General features: G+C 62.3%; 11 protein-coding genes and 1 CRISPR repeat array. Of the genes, 5 read left to right on the forward strand and 6 right to left on the reverse strand.

Annotated elements, in window-relative coordinates:
- Positions 1-106 precede the first annotated feature (106 nt).
- Positions 107-1,611: a CRISPR direct-repeat array (repeat unit 37 nt; unit sequence GCTTCAATGGGGCCGCCGACGATCTCGGCGGATCAGC).
- A 432-nt stretch (positions 1,612-2,043) separates the two neighbouring features.
- Entirely contained in the window at positions 2,044-3,327 is a 1,284-nt protein-coding gene (gene aceA / locus J3481_RS13115; RefSeq protein ID WP_206832586.1) for an isocitrate lyase, read from the reverse strand.
- A 467-nt stretch (positions 3,328-3,794) separates the two neighbouring features.
- Here aceA and J3481_RS13120 point away from each other — a divergent pair, with 467 nt between their 5' ends.
- The 3 genes from J3481_RS13120 (at position 3,795) to J3481_RS13130 (ending at position 7,501) form a co-directional block, all read left to right on the forward strand.
- Positions 3,795-5,162: a nucleotide sugar dehydrogenase gene (locus J3481_RS13120; protein ID WP_206882506.1), complete on the forward strand. Its 1,368-nt coding sequence runs from the start codon at positions 3,795-3,797 to the stop codon at positions 5,160-5,162.
- A complete protein-coding gene (locus J3481_RS13125; protein WP_206832588.1) occupies positions 5,159-6,526 on the forward strand; it encodes a glycosyltransferase family 4 protein in 1,368 nt (455 codons plus the stop codon). The genes J3481_RS13120 and J3481_RS13125 overlap by 4 nt, the downstream gene beginning before the upstream one ends.
- A 126-nt stretch (positions 6,527-6,652) precedes the next feature.
- Positions 6,653-7,501, forward strand: a complete 849-nt coding sequence (locus tag J3481_RS13130) for a hypothetical protein (protein ID WP_206832589.1) — start codon at positions 6,653-6,655, stop codon at positions 7,499-7,501.
- Here the strand turns inward: J3481_RS13130 and J3481_RS13135 are convergent, their stop codons facing one another.
- Positions 7,502-8,434, reverse strand: a complete 933-nt coding sequence (locus J3481_RS13135; RefSeq protein WP_236011681.1) for an ADP-ribosylglycohydrolase family protein — start codon at positions 8,432-8,434, stop codon at positions 7,502-7,504.
- Positions 8,435-8,595: 161 nt separating this feature from the next.
- Here J3481_RS13135 and J3481_RS15100 point away from each other — a divergent pair, with 161 nt between their 5' ends.
- Together J3481_RS15100 and J3481_RS15105 are read left to right on the forward strand one after the other, a co-directional pair.
- On the forward strand, positions 8,596-9,138 hold the full coding sequence (locus J3481_RS15100) for a ketoacyl-ACP synthase III (protein WP_407929338.1): 543 nt from the start codon (positions 8,596-8,598) through the stop codon (positions 9,136-9,138).
- A 96-nt stretch (positions 9,139-9,234) separates the two neighbouring features.
- A complete protein-coding gene (locus J3481_RS15105; protein ID WP_407929339.1) occupies positions 9,235-9,570 on the forward strand; it encodes a 3-oxoacyl-[acyl-carrier-protein] synthase III C-terminal domain-containing protein in 336 nt (111 codons plus the stop codon).
- Between the two features lie 134 nt (positions 9,571-9,704).
- On the opposite strand, the gene J3481_RS13145 is transcribed toward J3481_RS15105, so the two are convergent.
- The 4 genes from J3481_RS13145 to J3481_RS13160 are packed head-to-tail and all read right to left on the reverse strand — an operon-like array spanning position 9,705 to position 20,880.
- Positions 9,705-13,670, reverse strand: a complete 3,966-nt coding sequence (locus J3481_RS13145; RefSeq protein ID WP_206882508.1) for a helicase-related protein — start codon at positions 13,668-13,670, stop codon at positions 9,705-9,707.
- A 5-nt stretch (positions 13,671-13,675) separates the two neighbouring features.
- Positions 13,676-16,915 (reverse strand): DUF1156 domain-containing protein, encoded by a 3,240-nt coding sequence (locus tag J3481_RS13150; RefSeq protein ID WP_206832592.1) that lies wholly within the window; start codon positions 16,913-16,915, stop codon positions 13,676-13,678.
- Between the two features lie 21 nt (positions 16,916-16,936).
- Entirely contained in the window at positions 16,937-17,545 is a 609-nt protein-coding gene (locus tag J3481_RS13155) for a DUF7680 family protein (protein WP_206832593.1), read from the reverse strand.
- Complete coding sequence (locus J3481_RS13160; RefSeq protein ID WP_206832594.1) at positions 17,542-20,880, reverse strand: ATP-binding protein; 3,339 nt, start codon at positions 20,878-20,880, stop codon at positions 17,542-17,544. Before J3481_RS13160 ends, J3481_RS13155 begins: the two co-directional genes overlap by 4 nt.
- Positions 20,881-21,195: the final 315 nt, after the last annotated feature.

The following is a 21,195-nucleotide window of genomic DNA, read 5'->3' on the forward strand; positions in this document are numbered from 1 at the left end:
CATCGTCGCAGAGGAAGCCTCCTGAAAGAATATCCACGATATTCCATGATTGACGAAGGGAAGGTCCGGGTTCCTTTTTTGCCATTTTCACGGTAGGAGACGTCGCCCTTCAATGGGGCCGCCGACGATCTCGGCGGATCAACGTAGCTAGCGACAGATCGGCTGAGTAGGAGACGTCGCCCTTCAATGGGGCCGCCGACGATCTCGGCGGATCAGCCGAGATTGTACCGACGAGCATTTGACTCCGATGCCCCCTTCAATGGGGCCGCCGACGATCTCGGCGGATCAGCGCGACGATCAGCAAATGACGGATCGTATATCTTACCCTTCAATGGGGCCGCCGACGATCTCGGCGGATCAGCATCAATTCTAGATTGTATGTGCTCTTGTCGTTAATGACCTTCAATGGGGCCGCCGACGATCTCGGCGGATCAGCATTATCAACTGTGTATTGGACAATAGGACGAACAAACCCCTTCAATGGGGCCGCCGACGATCTCGGCGGATCAGCAAGAAAAGACAGGGTTAGATGAATGGTATGAGTTGGCTTCAATGGGGCCGCCGACGATCTCGGCGGATCAGCGGGTAATACCTCCAAGGAATAAAATAGGCTTAAAATCGCTTCAATGGGGCCGCCGACGATCTCGGCGGATCAGCGATGCCGCCTCGACACGGAAAGTCCGAAGTGGTGTCGCTTCAATGGGGCCGCCGACGATCTCGGCGGATCAGCGGAGGAGGCAGACGATGAAGAGGACGATTCGAGAAGAGGCTTCAATGGGGCCGCCGACGATCTCGGCGGATCAGCGACACAGCTAACCTAAACAAAGCCATTAGCGAGATTGCTTCAATGGGGCCGCCGACGATCTCGGCGGATCAGCAAGCTCGGCTCCATTCCGAAAGAGGCTTTGGAAAGGCTTCAATGGGGCCGCCGACGATCTCGGCGGATCAGCCGAACATGGCAGATGATTTTGAAGTGATGGAGCAGGATGCTTCAATGGGGCCGCCGACGATCTCGGCGGATCAGCGTCACCATTTCGGTACGCTTTTGATTCCATATTTAAGCTTCAATGGGGCCGCCGACGATCTCGGCGGATCAGCCTGGCCAGCCGTGATGAGACTGGCGTAAAATGGAAAGCTTCAATGGGGCCGCCGACGATCTCGGCGGATCAGCGACGGTCGATATACGCTTTACCTAAAAACAGATATTGCTTCAATGGGGCCGCCGACGATCTCGGCGGATCAGCGTCATCGTGACGAGGATATCTACGTCCGTCAGGCAAGCTTCAATGGGGCCGCCGACGATCTCGGCGGATCAGCGCGCGTGTACTCGTGTTTCTACCCGACGCTTGGGTCTACGCTTCAATGGGGCCGCCGACGATCTCGGCGGATCAGCAGAACGGAGAGATCTAAATCATCCGTATTAGTCTGGCTTCAATGGGGCCGCCGACGATCTCGGCGGATCAGCTTCAACACGCGCCCGGTCACTTTCCGTCCCCTCCTCAGCTTCAATGGGGCCGCCGACGATCTCGGCGGATCAGCATTGAGAGGCTGTTTGAGGACTGTCCAGACATTGAGCTTCAATGGGGCCGCCGACGATCTCGGCGGATCAGCGCTTCCTTCCTGAGGCCACGTCTGACGCGGCTTTTCGGGCGAAAAACGCGAACCTCTTCCGAACCCGCGCTTCGCGCGGCGTTCAACTGCCCTCATCATACCCCCGTTTCTCGAAAAAATCCAGTCTTGGCGCGCAATTCTCCATTTCCGCGAACCCCCCGGCTTTTCGCCATCGATTCCGGTTCGCGCACGCGGTCCCCCGTCCGTCACCAGTCCCACCGTCTCCATCGCATGACTCCGACCTTCGCTTGTTCGCGCATCGCGCCGACCTGCCTCATCGTTTCCTCCGCCTTTATCTCGCCCCACGCCCCATCCGTTCATGCAAAAAAAATGCGGGCCCCGTCGGGGCCCCAGTGGAGTGCCATGCCGAGTTCAAACCACTTCGCAGAGCGCCAGCGTTGCGAGCGTCGTCGGATCGTCAACCCAATCGCATTACGCCTCGACGAACTGCTCCTCCTCCGTGGATCCCGTGAGCGCCGTCGTGGACGACAGTCCACCCGACACCACCTGCGCCACCTCATCGAAGTAGCCCGTACCCACCTCGCGCTGGTGCCGGGTCGCCGTGTATCCGCGCGACTCCGCTGCAAACTCCAGCTGTTGCAGGTCGGAATAAGCACCCATGCCGCGGCGATGGTAGCCGTAGGCGAGATCGAACATGCTGTAGTTCAGCGCATGGAATCCCGCCAAGGTCACGAACTGGAACTTGTATCCGAACGAAGCGATGATCTCCTGGAATTCCTCGATGGTCTTCGGATCGAGCTTCTTGCGCCAGTTGAACGACGGCGAGCAGTTGTACGCCAGAAGCTTATCCGGGAACTCCGCCTTGATGGCTTCCGCGAACCGCTTCGCCTCCTCGATGTTCGGCTCCGACGTCTCGCACCAGATCATGTCTGCATAAGGCGCGTACGCCAGACCGCGGGCGATGGCGGCGTCGAGACCTCCCTTGAATCGGTAGAAGCCTTCCGGCGTGCGCTCGCCGGTGATGAAGCGGGCGTCGCGCTCGTCGATGTCGCTCGTGATTAAGAACGCGCCGTTCGCGTCCGTCCGGGCGACAATCACCGTCGGCACGCCGAGCACGTCCGCCGCCAGCCGCGCCGCCGTCAGATTGCGCACCGCGTGCGACGTCGGGATGAGCACCTTGCCGCCCATGTGCCCGCATTTCTTTTCCGACGAAAGCTGATCCTCGAAGTGAACCCCCGCAGCCCCCGCCTCAATCATCATCTTCATCAGCTCGAACACGTTGAGCGGGCCGCCGAAGCCAGCTTCCGCGTCTGCGACAATGGGCACCATCCAGTCGATCTCGCCCTTGCCTTCCGCCGTCTGAATCTGATCTGCGCGCAGCAGCGCGTTGTTGATCCGCCGCACCAGGCTCGGAACGCTGTTCGAAGGATACAGGCTTTGATCCGGATACATGTGCTCCGCCAGGTTGGCGTCCGCCGCCACCTGCCAGCCGCTGACGTAGATGGCCTTCAGCCCCGCTTTGACCTGCTGCACCGCCTGGTTGCCCGTCAACGCGCCGAGCGCGCGGATGAAACCGTCCTCATGCAGCTGGCGCCAAAGCTTCTCGGCGCCCAACCGCGCCAGCGTATGTTCAATGTGAACCGATCCTCGCAGGCGGATCACGTCTTCGGCGCTGTACGCCCGCTCCACGCCCTTCCACCTGGGATCCGTCTTCCAATGCTTCTCGAGCTCCGCCGCCGTCTTGAAATACGTCATCTTCCATTCCCCCTGTGTCTGTTTCTCCCGTCTGTGGACCTCATCTGCACCTGTTTTTCATGAGTCCGGGAACCATCCGTTCTGTCTCAACATTCCGACCCTAAGTATCAAGCCGCGCCCATCGCCTTTCCTCCACTTTCTCCTGCTTCGCCGCGATCTCGGCCTCTCTCATCCCCCTCCGACACCTGACCTCTGTTCTGGCACAATTGTATTAAAACAAACCCCGATTTGTGAATAGTGTTTTGATACAGTTCGTGTGACAAATTTGTGACGAGTCTGAAAACGGTCGCTTGCTCTCCTATCATCTCGTGCGCCGCCGCCCGCCCTTTCCCTTCTTCGTTTCCTTGCAATTTGGACACCCAATCTTTACAAAGCCCTTACAAACGTTTCAATCTCGCTTGCTACACTCGGAACACCGACCTTGAACCCGTTCTCGTGCCGTATCTCAACCACGGGGGAGGATCCGCATGCGCACGCATCTTGCAGTCGTTGGACTTGGCTATATCGGTTTGCCGCTCTCGCTCGCGCTGTGCGAGCGCGGAGAGACCGTGATCGGCGTCGATATCGATCAGCGAAAAGTCGACGAGCTCCGCGCCGGCATCACGCACGTGATGGAGCCGTACCGCGGCGAACCGCTCGAAATCCTTCTCAGGAGGCACCTGGCGAGCGGCCGCTTTTCGGTCACCACGTCCCTGTCCGAAGCGGCCAAACTCGCCTCCGTCTTCCTCGTCACCGTGGGCCTTCCCGTCGCGGGCGACGTCGTGGACAAATCGCCTCTACTCGCCTGCGCCCGCGACCTGGCCACCGTGCTTTCACCCGGCGATCTCGTCCTCATCCGCAGCACCCTCGTCCCCGGCATGATGGAACAGGACATCGTCCCCGTCCTGGCCTCGGGCAGCGGCCTTGTGCCGGGCAAGGACTTCCACGTGGCCTACGCGCCCGAGCGCGTGGCAGAGGGACGCGCCATGGAGGAGTTCCAGACGCTGGACGTCGTCGTGAGCGGCCTCACCGACGCGTGCTGCCAACGAGCCATGGATGTCCTTGGCCGCCTCACGGACGGCCAACTCCACAAGACGAGCCTACGCGTCGCCGAACTGTCCAAAGTCGTCGAGAACGCCCAGCGCGACGTGAACATCGCCTTGGCGCACGAGCTCAAGCTGGTGGCTGAGCAGCACGGCGTCGACGTGTACGAGCTCATCCGCATGGCGAACACTCATCCGCGCGTGCAGCTGCTCGAGCCCAACCTCGGCGTCGGAGGCTTCTGCATTCCCAACGCCTATGCGTACCTGGCCGCGTCGATCTCGTCCGAAGAGCTCATCCCGCTCTTTTCCCTCGCGCGCCAGATCAACCTGACCGCCCCCCATCGCGCGGCGCGTCAGCTCGACGAGGCCCTGCGCCAGGCCGGCAAGCGGCTCTCCGGCGCGCGGGTGGCCGTCATAGGCCTTGGCATGAAGGACGGATCGAACGACATTCGCCAAAGTCCCGCCGTCCACTTTGCGGAGATTCTCGCCGAGCGCGGCGCAACCGTGACCGCGTTTGACCCAACGGTCGAACCCTACTTCCCCTTCCAGGCCCCGTCGCTCGAAGACTGCTTGGCGGACGCGGACGCCGTGGCCGTCGCGGCTTGGCAGGCCGAATTCGACGCCGCACCCTGGCCCGCTCTGCTCGAAGGCGCCCGCCAGCCGCTCGTCGTGCTGGATCTGAAGCGCCGCCTCGTGCAACGCCTTCAAGCGGCCGACTGGCAGATCCGCGGCGACACCCACCTGCCCTACGTCGCCATCTCGGCGCGCCGCCTCCAAGCGTCGCACGACTGCGCGATGGAGATGGTGCCATGAACCGCCGGCACGCTTTGATCGTCTGCCACGACTTCCCGCCTGTCGGCGGGATCGGCGTGCAGCGCCCTCTGAAATTCGCCAAATATCTCGGGGAATTCGGCTGGAAGGTCACGGTGCTGACGGCCGATCACGTCTATAGCGCGACGCCGGATCCGTCGCTCCTCGACGAAATTCCGGCAGATGTCCATGTCGTTCGGGTCACAGATCCCGTCTCGAAGCAGCTCGCGCGCTGGTCGGGGCGAATGGTGGAACAGAATGTGCCCAAGGGCGCGCAGGCGCCCGCGAAAAACCGCCGCCCGCTCTGGAAGAGCATCGCCTGGCGCGTGTGGAAATGGGCCCAGTCCAACGCGCTCATTCCCGATGAATCCGCGCTCTGGGCCCTTCGCGCGGGACTCGTCGCCCGGCGCCTGATTCGCCAGCGCGGCATCGACTGCATGTACACGACGTCGGGGCCGCAGAGCACGCATCTGGCCGGACTCCTCGCCACGGCCTTCACGCGGACGCCCTGGATTGCAGATTTCCGCGATCCCTGGACCGACAACCTGCACTTTCACCACCGCGGATGGCGCGCGAGTGTCGAGCGCCGGCTCGAGCGCATGGTGTTTTCGCGCGCCTCGGCCATCGTCGCGGTCACCGACGGATTTTGGCGGCTGTTCGCCACGAAATACCCGCACCGCGCGCTCGATATCCACGTCATCCGCAACGGCGTCGACGAGGCCGACTTCCCGCCTGCCCCCGCCCACCGTCGGGCCGCGCGAAAGCCGTTCACCTTTTTCTACGGCGGTATCCTCTACCCCGGCCGATCCGCCGACGCGCTCTTTCAGGCCGTACACCGCCTGCTCGAGAGCGGCCAAGTGTCGCCGGATGCCATCCGCCTGCAGTTCGCCGGTGTGCTCGACTATCCCGGGCACCATCACCACGCGAGCCTCATCCGCCAACTCGGCCTTGAGGGCGTGATCGAGCCGCTCGGCTACCTGCCGCGCCGCGAGGCCCTGGCGCGCCTGCTCGCCGCCGACGCGGCGCTTTTGATTGGCGATCAGAGCGAACAGGCGAAGGACTACGTCCCCGGCAAGCTGTACGAGTACCTGTACGCCGGCCGACCCATCCTCGCCCTGCTCCGCGAAGGCGAGGCCGCCGATCTCATCCGCCGCGAACGCGCAGGCATCATCGCGCCGCCGGACGATCCGGCCGCCATCTCGCACGCCATGCTCCAGCTGATGACCCATCCCGAGGCCGAGCGCCGCCCGTGGAATCCCGCCTACAGCCGCCGCGCGCAGGCCCAGCAACTCGCGCGCCTGATGGACGAGGTGTTGTCGGCAAGAGCCGCAGCCTCCACCGCCTGGTCCATGTCGTGGGACAGCTGAACACTTAGCCCCCACAAGACTCCGCCGAAGCCCGCTTGGCGGCGGGCTTCGGCTCCTGAATCCGATGTTTTCCGCGCGAGAGGCATGCTATAATTTCTCCATCCCTTCATGGACAAGGATGATAGCGTGTCCATCCAGACATGGTTTTCACGCGCTGCCGCCTCTCTGACCTTGATCGGCGCCTGCGCCGCCTCCACCGCGTGCGGTTCACCCGCTTCATCCTCTCAGTGGATGCTCATCAACCACTGGATGGTGGACGCCGTGACGACGCCTCAGACGCCGCTCGCGCTTCAGTGTTTGCTGCTCAACATCAACGCGCCGTCACAGGGCGTGGTGTCGTCGGCGCAACTTCAGGCGCCGGGGCTCCAGACGCGCACGTTTTCGCAGACCGATCTTCAACTCGACCAGAACACGTTCGAATTCCAGCTTCACTTCAACGCCGTTGCACATCGCCCGCTTCGGGGCGCGCTGCCCACGCTGTCCATCACGACGCCCGACTGGACCCACACCTTCTCCTTCGGCGCGATGGACGTCGCGGTGGAGCAAAAGAGCGTCGCGTGGCTTCTGCCCCTGCAAAGCTTCGCCGGCGAGCGCGGTGCATACGCGACCTCCCACGTGTTTTCGATGGTCGTCAAGAACCCGCTTCCTCACCCGGTCCTGTTTGACGGATTCGCCACCGGAGGCGGCGTCGACGTGGAGCGGATCGCCTATGTCATGAGCCCCAAGCAGGTCTCCCTCGCCATTCCCAAACAGGCGAAGGATCTCCTCGCGCCCGTCCGCATCGCGCCGGGCGGGATCATGGCCATCTACTGCGAGTTCCGCCAGCCGTCCGCCTATCGCAACGTGTACTTCCAGCCTGCGCTGAAGTTGACCTACGAAGGCCGGACGGGCTACGAGCTCACCAACCCGGCGCTTTATACCGAGGCCAAATTCAAGGGCGATCCGACCGCCATCTATCCGACCATCGACGGCTGATCACGGCGCCAGGCGCCACGCGACGAGTTGATCGAGAAGCGGCCTGACCCGTTCCTTGCCGCGCAGCGTGCGGCGCCACCGATCCGGAATCCCCGCTTCGCCAAACCGCACGCCCGCCAGGCCGCCCGCGACAGCCGCGTTGGTGTCCGTGTCGTGGCCGAGGCGAATCGCGAGCTTGACCGCTCGCTCGTAGCTCGGCTCCTCTATGGCCAGGCGCGCCGCGTTCCACGTGTGAACGACATAGCCGTCCCCGTGCGTCACGGGCGGATCGTCCGGGCGCACCTCCTCCTCGAGCGACCGCCGGTACGGCGAATCCGCACCATAGTGCCGGCGCAGGGCCCGCACGGCGTCGCGATACGCCGCCTCCGGCGCGCCACCCTCCATCAGGCGCCGCGCCCACAGGCAATAGAGCGCACAGCACACCTGGTTGGTCACATGCCCGTGTGTAACGCGCGCCTGCCGATGTGCGTCCTCGATGAGCGCTGCGTCGTCCCCCCGGTGCCAGAGCGCAAGCGGCAGCACGCGCATCAGGGCTCCGTTGCCCTTCCCGCTTGGGAACACCTCCCCCGCGCGCTCGGGCGGCACCCCGCGCTTGATCTCGTCGATCGCGGCCTGCGTCTGCAATCCCACGCCGAACGCCTGTCCGTCCAGCGTCCACAGCCCCTCGTCGTACCACGCCACGAGTCTCGCCGCAAAGTCCGCCGGATCGAACTTGCTGCATGCGATAAGCGAATCCAGCAGGCACAGCGCCTGCGCGCCGTCATCCGACCATGTCCCAGGCGGCACACGGTGGATGGGCGTCACGGCCGCGAGCGGTTCCATCTCGATCTCGTCCTCAGCCGGCACCTCTTCCGGCTCAAGCGCTTCGTACGGGAGACCCAGCGCGTCGCCGATCAAGAGGCCCCACATGCCCCCGCGAATGCGATCTTCCAAATCGGACGCCTCCCTGCAGAACGCCATCTTGATCTCATTGTAACCGCTGCCGACAACTGCGCATGAAAAGCGCAAGGTCGCCAATTTCGTCACCAAACTGGCGCACTTTGGCCCTCATCGCGGGCGCGGTTCGCTGTTATACTGGCGGAGAGGTGAATCCCTTGTATAAGGCCGTCATTCGCGGCGTCGGCTCCTATCTTCCGGAGACGCGCCTGACCAATGTCGAAATTGAGCAAATGGTGGAGACGTCTGACGAATGGATTCAGACCCGAACCGGCATCGCCGAGCGGCGAATTGCCCGGCCCGACGAGGCCACTTCGGACTTCGCCTACGCGGCGGCCCGAGCCGCCCTCGCCGACGCCGGGCTCGACGCGAGCGACATCGATCTCTTGATTGTCGCCACCGAGACACCCGACTATCTGCTGCCGCCCGTCGCCTGCCAGGTGCAGGCGCGCCTCGGCTGCCGCAACATCGGCGCCTTCGATCTCCATGCCACCTGCGCCGGCTTTCTCTCGGCACTGCAGGTGGCGGAGCAGTTCATCAAGTCCGGCGTGCACCGGCATGTGCTCATCATCGGCGCGGACACGCTGTCGCGCTTCACGGACTATACCGATCGCGGCACGTGCATTCTCTTCGCGGACGGCGCCGGCGCCTTCGTCGTCTCGCGAAGCGACGATCCGGCCGCAACGGGTGTGATCGCCTGAACCATCCATTCGGACGGGACGTACTTTCACAACCTGTACATCCCCGGCGGGGGAAGCAGAACGCCGTACGGCGAAGGCGCCAAGGCCAAGATCGTGATGGACGGGCGCAAAATCTTCAAGCTGGCCGTCAACGTGATGGCCACGACCGCAGAAGAACTGTTGCAGAAGACCGGACGGCAGAAGGACGAGATCGACTGGCTCATCCCGCACCAGGCCAATCAGCGCATCATCGACGCCGTGGCGGAGAGCCTGGATTTCCCGCGGGAGAAGGTCGTGAGCACCATCCAAAACATCGGCAACAACTCGTCGGCGACCATCCCCATTGCGGTGGATACCGCCATCCGCGACGGGCGCATTCAGCGCGGCGATCTGTTGATGCTCGTGGCGTTCGGCGGCGGCTTGGTCTGGGGCGGCGCGCTGGTGGAGTATTGAGGCGAGGAATGGCGACGGCGCGCCGGTCAGGGCTCATGCCCCGGCCGCGCGCCGCGTCTGTTGGGGAAGAAGATGGGGAACCGGCTGTGGGCTCGTATGGGCGGTATGCATGGACGACGTCCCACCGTCTATCTTCACACCTGCGCCACCTTGCGTTGCCACGTCGTCTCCTCTTGCCCGAGCCGCGCCTGCAGTCGCTGTAAGGTAACGGAACCCTGTTCCGTCTTCAGCGAATCCACAGCCCTTCGCGCCAGGCTGTATCCAGCGCGAATGTAAGGAAAGCCGACCACCACCGGGCTCAGGTCCTGATCCGTCCAAACACTTCGTTCATCCACGGCGAGCGCGTGTGGCAACCACAGTTGTAGGGTCCGCACCGGCACGAGGGGGATCCGAATGGAGTCCCGATCGAAGAACCGTTCCTCGTACTCGCGAAGCGCCGAAACGGCCCGAATCTGGGCCTCATCGCGATTTCCCCTAACCTCGCGCAGCAATCTGTCTGCCGTCACGACCGCTAGCCAAGCGTGGTAGTGGCCAATCTGTTCGTTCACCTGCTGAGTTTGGCGCTTCTCCTCCCGGTCGCGGACGGCGGCTTCGAGATCGGATGAGAGGCGTGCGCGAAGCTCTGCCTCCGCATGGGGTGCGGCGACCTCCCAGTCCACCTCGGCAGCGATGTCGTCCAAGCCCTCCGTGTCGCGGAAACTCGTCACGTGACGCACGACACACCGGACGGCATCTCCTTCTTTGGCCTCACACACGACAACGTATCCGCAGCGCTCAGCGGTCCAGCCAGAGCGGGCCGTCGCGGAGACGCGGCGAATCCCGCCAGGCATCGGATGCGAAAGGATGTGGGTGAGGATCGCCTCAAAGGCGGGATCGCCGTAAGATGCAAAATGGACGCGATGTCCCGGCAACCCCCGCTCGTAGAGTTCCGGGGAAACGGTAAGGCGCGTCCCGTCCTCCACGCCGGGGACCCCGCGGACCACGAACACCGGGCCGTGCGGCGTCTCCTCCGTATGGCAACCCAGATGCCGCAAAAACGGCGACTCCACCAGTGCACGCCAGATGTCGTCGAGTTGCACGGGGCCTCGGCGATTGGATCGCGTCGCCAGCAGGTGCTCGTACATGTCGTACATATCTTCTGCCGACAGCTGCATCAGGTGGGCTTGCCGGGCTTCGGCCTGCAGGCGATCCGTCACGCGCCGCTGCAGCTCATCGAGCGTGAGCTCGCCCAGGGCAAGCTGCTCAAACTCCTCCTTCCGCACCGGAAGCAGCGACAGGCGCTGCGGGCCCACCACGTGCGTGGCGTCGGCCAGGCGGCGCAGCAGGCGATCGTACACCTCGCCTTCCTCCGACTGCGCGTAGCACAGGTTGAGCACATAGATGCGATCATGCCGCTGGCCGATGCGGTCAATTCGGCCGATGCGCTGCTCGATCTTCATCGGGTTCCAGCCGAGATCGAAGTTGATCAACAGGTCCGCGGTCTGCAGGTTCAAACCTTCCGCTGCAGCATCCGTACAGAGCAGCACGTCGATCTCGTCGGCCAGGAAGCGCTCTTTGACCTCTTCCCGATCCGTCACCACCCATTGCCGCTCCTCAGCGTCGTAGTACCCGGCTTCCCGCCCGGAATACACGCCAAGCCGCACACCGGGGATGCGCTCGAACAGCTTTTCGCGGAGATGAACGAGCGTGTCGTAAAAGCGGGTAAAGATGACGGTTTGCTGCAGGCGGCCGCCAGGCAGGCGGCGCCCATCCAACACATCGAGCAACCTGCGCGTCTTTGCGGGCGTGGCGGTGACGCCTTGAATGGCTCGCCGCAACTGCTCGAGCTGGCGACGCTCCCAGCGCAAGACGTCGGGATCGCGATGGGCCAGGAGTTGGACCTCGAAGTCCTGCGTGTCTTCGACCTCAGCCTCATACACGTCGTCGGTTTCCAAGTCTGTCGCAGCCGCTGACGACGCTTCGCGCTCCGCATGTTCCAAGGTCGCGATCACGCGCTCCAACCGCCGTTCCACTGTCTGGCCGAATGCGTACAGGCTCGAGGCGAAGCGCAGCCGCAGCAAGCTTTCCAGGAAGCGGACCGAGAAACGGGCAGCATTCCCACGCCCGCCCTCTGCGCCAAGCCGCTCCCGAAGACCTTCGCAGTACCGGTTGAGGAGTTGATAGACCTTTGCCTCTTCGGGCGTGTACTCGAGCGCTTCTACCGGCAGCACTTCTCTCTCCGCCAGCCGCCCATCCAGTTGTCCGTGCCGCTTGTAGACCTTGAGCAACTCGCGCGTGTGCCTCAGCATGACGCGGGACAGCGGTGCCGCCATGCGGGCCACGATTCGAATCTTGTCGCGAGCGCTGCGCGAAGGCCTGGTCCCGGGCTGTTCCTGAATCCACTCGTCGAGCGCGCGCGCCTGACTCCGCGTCAGCACGTTCTCCGTGATAAACCGCCACAGCGCAGGATCGTGCAACTTGAGCGATCGGAGCGCATCCTGCACAAACCGCCATTCCCAAGTGGTGAGCGTCTCTTCGTGAAGAAGCTTCGCCAACGTGTCGTAATACGAGCGCAACAGCACCGGCTCGTGTTGGAAGCCGCTTACTCTCCCGACAAGGCGGACGAGATCCGCGACCTCCACCGTATCTAGCTGTAGTGGCGTCGCCGTGGCGAGCCATAGGCTTCGGCTCTGCTGGCGGACGATCCCGTCGAGCAGCTTATATAGATTGCTGTAGTCTGGCCCCTCGTCCATCCCCGCGGACGCATTGTGGCGCCTGGCCATGTGGGCCTCGTCGACCAAGACGAGATCGAACGGCGGTGCGGCGAGAAGGTCGCGCTGCGCACCCTCCCGCTGCCACAGCCCTGTTGACACAATGAGCAAATCGGCTCCGTATGGCACGGTGGCTGGAACACTGTGCTCGCGAGGCAAGAGGTATCGATGTTCCGGTGCAGGCGACATGCGCAGCCGCGCGAACGGCAGGAGCATCTTGGTCTTCATCTGTTGCAACCACTGCTCGGTCAAGCTCGCGGGCGCCGCCACGAGAATGCGGCGAACCCAGCCCGATAGATACAAAGCGCGGAACGCGAGTCCCGCCTCGATGGTCTTGCCGAGACCCACCTCGTCGCACAGCATGTAGTTGTACGGCCAATCCTCCACCAGTCGCTCCGCGACCACGCGCTGATGAGGCCAGGGCGCCACAGGTGCCGTATCGATGCCCACATACTCACCGCCTGGCATGCGCGGCGCATCGCGGATGACGGCGAACTGAAGCCACTCGAGCGCCGAAGGAACGACGGACGTCTGCGCCTCGTCGTCCGAGATGACGCGCACTTCGGTGCCATCCACTTCACGAAGCACCGTGACGCCTTCCGCGAAGCGAATCAGCCGACGGCGAACAGCTTCCGGGAGGGGACAAACGGCAAAGTGAGGCGCCTCGCCGGCCCACAGCCTTTCAAAATCTTGCTGCGCCTCGTCGCAGCGAAGCCGTTCCATCTCGCCCCACCAGTCGCAGTGGATGTCGATGCTCTCGGCGTTGAGCGTCAGCGCCGTGCGAGACTCATTGAGCGATCCGGTCCCATGGATCCGGCACCCTTGTTCGTCGGTCAAGATGAAGTATTTATCGTGAAAGTACCCATCCTCCGTGCTGTCAAACGGCAGGGGTTCGCCCGTTTCGGCATGGCGGCGCAGGGCCACGCGGATCTCCAACGCTCCCTGCGCCACCATCCACGCGAGCAATGTCACACCGTCTTGGACCGACGCCGGCCAAAGATGCGCGTCTTCGAGTTCCCGGCCCAGGGCGCGCGCCAAGCGGGCCTCGTCGCCGCGTAAAATGGCGCGCACATCCTCCGGGTCCAGATCCGCACCCACGACCATGCGCACCTTCCCACTGCGTCCAACCAAGCTGGAAAAGCCGCGGGAAGCCGCGGCCAACGAGGATGAGCGGAAGTATCCCGCCACCCTGTCATATTGGATTGCCAGCTGCAACGCCGGGATGTAGAAGTCATGCAAGATGTCCATCGGCCGCCCATCGACGAGCGCCGACGTGCGGTACCGCAGTTGCCATTCGCGCGACTGAAACCCTCGCTTCGCCCCTTGTGGAGCGTGACTCCCGTCTGCCATCAAGCTCACGCCACTCCCGATTCACCGCGTAGGCTGTAGAGGATGGTCTCTGCCTCTTTCCTGCTCTTGTCGTCCGCCACTCGCGCGGCCCAGACCGCCAACAGATCCAACACGAGGGACGCCTTGTCTGCGGCATGCCGCTGCAGATAGGCGTGCGCCCCCGGCACGTCGCCCTCTCGGTACGCCATGATGAGCCCGTGCAGCATGTCCCACTCGGTCTGTGGCGCCTGCAGCCGTCTGGGATTGCGCTCCTCCGGCAGCGCCAAGCGCAGCTTGGAGCCCTTCTTGACGAGCGGCGCATGGTAGCCGGTTTCTTCCGTCGTGTGCCGGCGCCGCCCTGAGATTTCGTTGTTGATGCCCATGACCCGATCTTCAACTCGATAACCGCCAGTCTTCGTTTCCAGGCCGATGTTCAGCGATCTCGACAGACTCAGCGCCTCATCATACGGGAACGGCTGCGTGCCGAAGATGCCGAACAAGGTGAGCGCCATGGCCGCCTCAGAGCTGAGGTCTTCCACGTGAATGCGCCCCTGCGTCATGCGCGTGATCTGATATTGGGCGACGACCGCGCTCGCTTCGTTCATCGCGCGAATCGGGCTGACCATCTCGTCTCCATCCAAAACCGGCCAGTTCTGCGACAGCACTTGTAGTGCGCGCCCGTAGCTCGCCACCATCTCATCGACTGGATTGAGCCGTAGCGGCTCGAACTCCTTCAACGCCTCACGAACGGCCTCACGAATCTGCGCAGCCACACCTGTACCGCCGAACCCGGACCACACGGCCGGCGTATCGCTGTCCGTGTTTCGCTTGCGGCAGGTGAGGAAGATGGAGCTCGTGGCGGCTGCGTAGTTCATGATTCTGAGCGAAACCTCAGACTCTGACTCAACTGGTACTGACGACGTTATCGTCCACCCACTTTCAATAAGTGTTCTTGTTAACGCCTCCCATGCCTCTTGGGTCTTGTGGGTGAACATGACAGTCATTACCCCGTTGTCCCTCAAGACGCGGCGACACTCGAGAAACGTCTCACGCATGAGTTGGGTGTACCGCTCCGCCGCCGACCTATTTGAACCGTGACGCACCGGGTTTGCCACAACTTCCTCGGTCTTGTTTGTTAGGGGACGGCCAAAATATCCCGGGTATAGCTCGCGCAGCGTCCTACGTTGCCATACATAGAAGAAATCGGAGAGCTCCGCATATTGGACATTATTGTAATAAGGTGGATCGATGCAGATTAGGTCCACCGACTGAGACTCGACGTCAAGATGGGCAGCTGTACCTTGGAGGATCCTAATTCCCGAGCGCGATCTTGACGTGAGAAGGGCCGACAATCCCTGATACGCTTCCTTCACCTGCAAAAGACCCCATTGACATCCCGAGTTCGGGCCAGTCAATACCATTTCGCCAAACGTCCACTTTGGACCAAAGTCGTGCCTACTGAACGTGCCCTTGACAATGCCTCTCGTATTCTCCCACCTGGTCTGCTTGCTGTTATAGTCTAGGCACTTGTCGATAGCAAACTGTAAATAGGTCACAACAGCTTTGCCACGATCCTCACCAAGTTCTTCGAGGATTTGGGGTTTCATCCTATTCAGTTCCTCAATTAATGTTAGATGCCCAAGCAGCTGCCGCGGGGTAAACATTTCGTACCATCGGGTCATTCCATACATAAGCGGCTGGTTCGTGTTATACCCCTTCGGTATCGCCTCCGTCGGGATCAATCCCTGCGCGTCCCACTCGTCCCAGCGCTCCGCTAAGCGGCGCTCGGCTTCCGCCAGAGCGGCGAGATCGACCTCATTCGGCGGACGATAGTACACCACCTTCTCCGTCCGGATCTGCCCTGCCTTTTCGCCGCTCGCGTAACGCATGGGTTTCCCGTTCTTGTCCAGCTTCGGCTGATACCGCACTGCGACCACACAATACAGGCGATCGCGCCATTTTCCCCTCGGCGACTCCCCTCGCGCCTGGGCGCGGATCTCGTCCGCCGGGATGGCCTGCCGGCAGTGGACGCAGAGCCCCACCCCGTCCTTGACGGTCGCAAAGTCGGGATCTTCGCCATTCGGGCCCTTGTTGCCCTTTAGCCGATAGGTCTCGAAGTGCACCTTTCCGCCTTGCGGCTTGCCGTCCGTGACGATCCGAACTGCCCATTTATCGCCATTCTTGGACAACCAGCAGGTGTTGAGCAACGGCGCCTCACCCCCGCAGTGCGGGCAGGTGACCTGGCGGCAGTAGAGCAAGCCGATATAGTCCTGCTCAACACCTGCGAACTCCTGCACAACCTCCGGACACGCTTTGCAATGTTCCTCGAGAGCCGAAAGCTCCGACTTCGGAACCTGGCTAAACGGCGTTACAGGAGCCATTCTTTCGGACACGGCGTGGAGCAGTTTTTGTCCCCACTTTTCGATATCTTGAACGAGATCCGAGCCGAACCGCGCTGGATATTCTAGCGTCGCGTGAAGGATAACAGCAGCGACCGGATTCAAGTCGTTGGCGATCACGCGATGGCCAAGCCGAAGCGCCTCAAACGGGATCGATCCCCCACCTGCCGTGGGGTCTAGTATAACAAGCGGACTCTTGGACTTTTCCGGTGGCTTCGTAAAGGCTCGGTCATATCCGTACGAATCCTCAGGATCCCATTGTAGAATTCCACCAAGAATACTGCGGACGGCGTCGGATTTTGCAAATTCAATCCTCTCATTCACATGCGCTGGATCAGCGGCCACGCGCCGCACGGGCAGGATAGACCCGAGCCCAGGAAGCGGTTCCGGCAAGGGCTGCGACTCAGCCTCCCAACGCATAACCACAGGGTGTCGAGCCAATTGCGGATCCGCCTCTCGGATGCGCTCGATCAAGCGGCGATTCTTCTCTCGCCGTGCCTGTTCCTTCTCTAGGGCCCGGAGCACACTCTTGTCCACCGTAAGCCACTCTTGTTGCCCGTTGGACTCAACTTTCTCCTTCACTGCCCCAACAAGCGTCCACGCCTTCCCATGGACCACCGCCTCTACCTTCTCAATCCCAAGCTGCCGCAGGAACCACTCCGGGTCCGTGTCGGCCGGCAAGATGGAACCCAGGATGGCAGCTCGGCTCGGCGTCAGCGGGCGCCGCGCCCACCACACGTGAAGGAAGTAGAGTGGGGGAAGCGATGAACTTGCGCCTCGCTCACGCTGCGTCTCCGCCCCCACCTGGTGGCATGGAAATCCAGCCTCGATCAATCGCCTGTCGTGCGTCGTCACTGTCGTGGACATGAACATCCTCCGTTCACACATCTATCGTCGAAGTTGTTGAAGCATCTCGATCACGGCCGGATCGCCCGGCTGGCCGCCCAACAGCACACGTAAACCCGCCTGCGCCCACCGGTTGGCGGCCTCGTTGAATTGTGTAATTCTTGACCACCAGTAGCCTGCCTCTTCAGCCGTGCACCGCTCGATTCGCCAAGCCATGAGCTCGACGCGATCCATATCCGTCACGCGCTCCTGCAACTTAAACAGAAGCGCGAGCTTCTCGCCAGCCTCGGTGTCGAGCGGCAGATTGCCACGGAACGACAGCCGCTTGTCCGCAATGAACTGATGCAGTTCCAAGGGGATCCCTAAGCCGTCTTTGACTTCGGCGAGGATGAGGCGAAGCACAGGCCGGCAGCGCCAGAGCGCCGGCCCATACAGGAATCCCCGATCGCGGAGCGACGTAGACACTCGCCGCGCCTTGACACCGGGCTCCTCGTCCCAGATCTGCACTCGCTCCTTGACCACCAGAACCGGCGCCGGCTTGTCCTTGTGTTCCGTGACACGAAGAACCCATGGCATCTGCCGCACGAGGGGTGCAATGTGCTTCGCATACCTCGATTGCGTCTCCAGATCTTCAAATCCCGCTGCGTTCACAACCTCACCTCGCGCACCAGACCAAGTTCCATCAGCCGCTGATAGAACGGGCACCCTTCCTGCGGCTCAAGGCGCATGTCGATCTCCGACGAGTCGTCCAGCTCAAATACCTCGCGCAGGTGCTGGAACGTAGCGCCAAGGCTCTTCAGAGCGTCTGGATCCAATTCGTCGAAGCGGATGGTGATCCGGCTCACACCCGGCCCCACCAAGTCCACCAGTTCAAGAAGCTCAATCTTGCTCTTTCCGCCTCGCATATAGATGCTTTCGAGGCGCGGAAGCTCAGGCCAGAGCTTCGTGAGCGCGTCGTGACCGCGGATCGTCAGCATGCGCGGTCCTGTACGTCCATCATCTTCCCAGCCCCGGCGCCTCGCTTCCGCTGACGTGATCAGCACATGTTCCGGCCATGGCGTGTAAAGGGCGTCGTGGGCCTTCCACAATCGAGCCGGCCTCTCCGTCTGCTCTGGGGTGCCCTCGTACGCCCAGATCTGGCCAGAGCGCAAGAGCTGCTGCACGACGGTCTCGATGCTATTCTCTCGCACCACATCGGCCGGATTTGCGGTTTGCCGCGCGATCTCCGCCCACACCTGCTCCTTCAAATCAGACAGCCGGAGGCAGGACGATTGCTGGATGATCTGCGTCGCCACAGCGAGCAGATCCACGCGAGGCTTGAGCCAACCGCGCTGGACGGCACCCGGGAAGGTGACGATACCATAATCCCCGTTCATGATCTCCGCGCTCAAGGGCAAGGGCTGATCCGGGTAATCCTTATAGTGCCTGTAGTACAGTTCCACACGGTGATCGTCCCCCGCGCTTCGCTGCTGAAACACGCACCACTGCCCAATCTCTACGCCATGCCGAATGAGCTGCTCCAGGAGCGTCTTCGTTTCGAACACGGGCCAGGATCGATTCGTCTTCGCTCGCTGCGCGATTTGATCGATCATCACCAGATCCGTGCCATCCGCGAACATGAGGTTGTAGAGCGCCACCACCGTTTCCTTGTTCACGGCGCTTGAAGGCACCAGCTTGCCGGCGGAGACGAGTTGATCCCGCACGAGGTTCAGCACAGCCCCGCCGCTCTCCGCGCCCGAGGACGCCGACAGCTGCACCGACTCGGGTCCGAAGCGCGTAGGCAACACGAGGAGCCGATACGAAGCCACAACTGCCCGCTGCAGCGCTTGATCTCGCTCCTTCCTGCGCTGCATAAAGTCCTGCGTCTGCAGATAGCGCGGATTGAGCCCATAGTTTTCAGGCTGCCGCGCCAAGGTTTCCATGGCGATCACGTGGCGGGCGAGATCGCGCAGCCTATCCTGCGCCTCCTGCAGTTGCTGATCCGAAAACAGCTCCAACGCGCGTCCTCTGAGGCGGACGGTATTGGGCACCAAGAGGTACACGTGATTCTGGAACTGGCGGGGGCGGTTCTCGCCGGCGAAGATGAAGAATTGATCAAGGTCGAGATCGCCCGCCCACAGCGAGACAATGCCGAGCACCAGCTGATCGGGTTCATCGGGCACCTGTTCGGGTGCGTCGACATTAGGCACAATTTTGAACAGACCTGTCCTGTCCTGGATCATCCGCTGGACCACGTCGTCCAAGCGCCCCTCGACCTGTCGGAGCTGCAGCGACTGCCGAATGCGCGCCAACACGCTGTTGATCGTCGGCTCTTCGCTCGCGAAATACTTGCCCTGCTCGTAACGCAGATAGTACGCGTTCTCGCGGATGGCCTCGAGCGCCTGCCGAACGTTATACGGCGCGAGCCCTGGATAGGCAGTCTGCAGGATGGCTTCTGCCTCGGTCACGCCGAATACATTCGACGTGAGGCCCTCGTGCCTTCCCACCAGGCTGTTCAGGAAGACCGTCTTCCAGGTGAGTTCGTGGACCGGCACCGCTGCCCGCCCGCCCGCGGCATCCACGGTCGGGATCTTGCTCATCCATTCTCGGTCCAACAGCTCCGCATTGCTCATTCCGCCCTCGAGGCGACTGGACTGCGAACTGCCAATGTCCGCGTGGAGGATGAACTGGAGATCCGCGCTGCCCGTGCGGCCTAAAATCTCGTCCACAATTTCGCGCGATCGCAAGTCGACATGGCAGACGTGGATCATCGGCGCATCGAACGAGCCCATCCAGAGGTTGCGCACCACGAGCGACAGAACCCGCAACACGCCGCGCGTCTTTTGGAAGTTCTCGGCCTCCGCCAACTTGTTGTTGAGAAAGTCTACGAAGGTCGGGTGAAACGGATACGTGTTGACCATCCGATCTCGCAACGACGGCACCTTGTCCGCCGGGAGCATGTGCAGGTTCTTGCTGTACATGTCCATGTAGGCGCTCGCGACCTCTTCTGCGGCGTGCCGATCGATGTCCTCGAAGAGCCGTTTCGCCAGGACAGCCGTGAGCTCGCTTTGGTCCACGGGGGTCACGGCTACGGCGTCGCGCGCCGTCACGCTGCTCGCGCTCTTTTGCGCGCGCTCCGCAATGGCCAAGACTTCATCTTCCGTCATGTCGCGCCCCGCGACCTCGCCCAGCTGGCGCTTCAGCATCTCCGTCTGCCGCGCAAAAGCGTCGCTCGAGCTTGCAAGCGTCAGCAAGATGGCGATGCCCTGGTGCGTGCGCGCATACCCGTGCAGGCTCATGAGGAAGGCGGCAAGCTGCGACGCCCCGTCGGGGCGTGCTGCCTCGAGCCTCGCGGCGTACTGGGCGAGCTCGTCTAGCATGAGCAGCACCTTACGGCCGCCGAAGACGCGATCGAAGTACGTGTTGCCCGGCGCGGCAAACGAGGTGACCTCGTCCCCCAGGGCGAGATAGAGCTCGTCGCCGCCCACTTGACGCGCAATTTCTCCCCAGAGCGTATAGGGAACGAGATCCGTCCCCTGTGGCTTGTGCACCGGAATTTCGTCCCCAGCTACACCCACGACGGTCACCGACCCGGGTTCCGGCAGTGATCCGAGCAGCGCCTCTTTTGTCCTGCTGTCCACGTCCTGCAGAAGGAATTGATCCAGAACCTGAGCTAAATTCCGGCCCTGATGCGCTACGTGCGTGCACGCGATGAGCGTGTGCGTCTTACCGCCGCCGAAGCCCGTTTCCAGGCGCTGAATCGCGGGCACCGTCATGTCGCCAGAGAGCCGCTGGAAGGTTTGGCGAAGGACAGTGAGAAGCCCTCTCGTGGGATACGTAGCTTCGCTAAAAAACCTCGTCGCATCGAGATACACGTCGTCGAGCCGGCGCTCGCCCGTCTTGTAGAAGTCGAGTACCGGGCGAAGCGACGCGGTGAACACCTCTAAGTTCAGGGTTCCTTGAATGATTTCAGGGCGGGGTCTACATGCGTCCCGTACGTTGAACACGCGAAGCGTCCTCCTATTCCCATGCCGATGTGCTCCGCTCATATAAGGGGTATGATGCGAATGGGCCAGGCTCCCAAGGAACAACTTGTCCCTTGCGACTAGTGCAGTCGGAATGATGCTCTAATGAGGAAATTCGCCGCAGTTCCACGATCTCCTTGCAGCAAACACAAGAAGGTCATAGACAGATTGGTGAGACATGTCACGGGTGGCAAGCGTTGGGTGTGTCAAGAGAACTGTGTAAACTCCATGTAAGCAATTCTCGGACCTCGTCATCCGCCTCGGCCCAGGTCACTTTGTGAGGCTGTCAAGGTACGT

The organism is Alicyclobacillus fructus (genome assembly GCF_017329605.1).
GTDB classification, from domain to species: domain Bacteria; phylum Bacillota; class Bacilli; order Alicyclobacillales; family Alicyclobacillaceae; genus Alicyclobacillus; species Alicyclobacillus fructus.

Excerpts from the sequence above, each read along its gene's own strand:
- aceA (WP_206832586.1), bottom strand. The coding sequence starts at position 3,327 with ATGACGTATTTCAAGACGGCGGCGGAGCTCGAGAAGCATTGGAAGACG.
- J3481_RS13120 (WP_206882506.1), top strand. The coding sequence starts at position 3,795 with ATGCGCACGCATCTTGCAGTCGTTGGACTTGGCTATATCGGTTTGCCG.
- J3481_RS13125 (WP_206832588.1), top strand. The coding sequence starts at position 5,159 with ATGAACCGCCGGCACGCTTTGATCGTCTGCCACGACTTCCCGCCTGTC.
- J3481_RS15105 (WP_407929339.1), top strand. The coding sequence starts at position 9,235 with ATGGACGGGCGCAAAATCTTCAAGCTGGCCGTCAACGTGATGGCCACG.
- J3481_RS13145 (WP_206882508.1), bottom strand. The coding sequence starts at position 13,670 with ATGGCAGACGGGAGTCACGCTCCACAAGGGGCGAAGCGAGGGTTTCAG.
- J3481_RS13150 (WP_206832592.1), bottom strand. The coding sequence starts at position 16,915 with ATGTCCACGACAGTGACGACGCACGACAGGCGATTGATCGAGGCTGGA.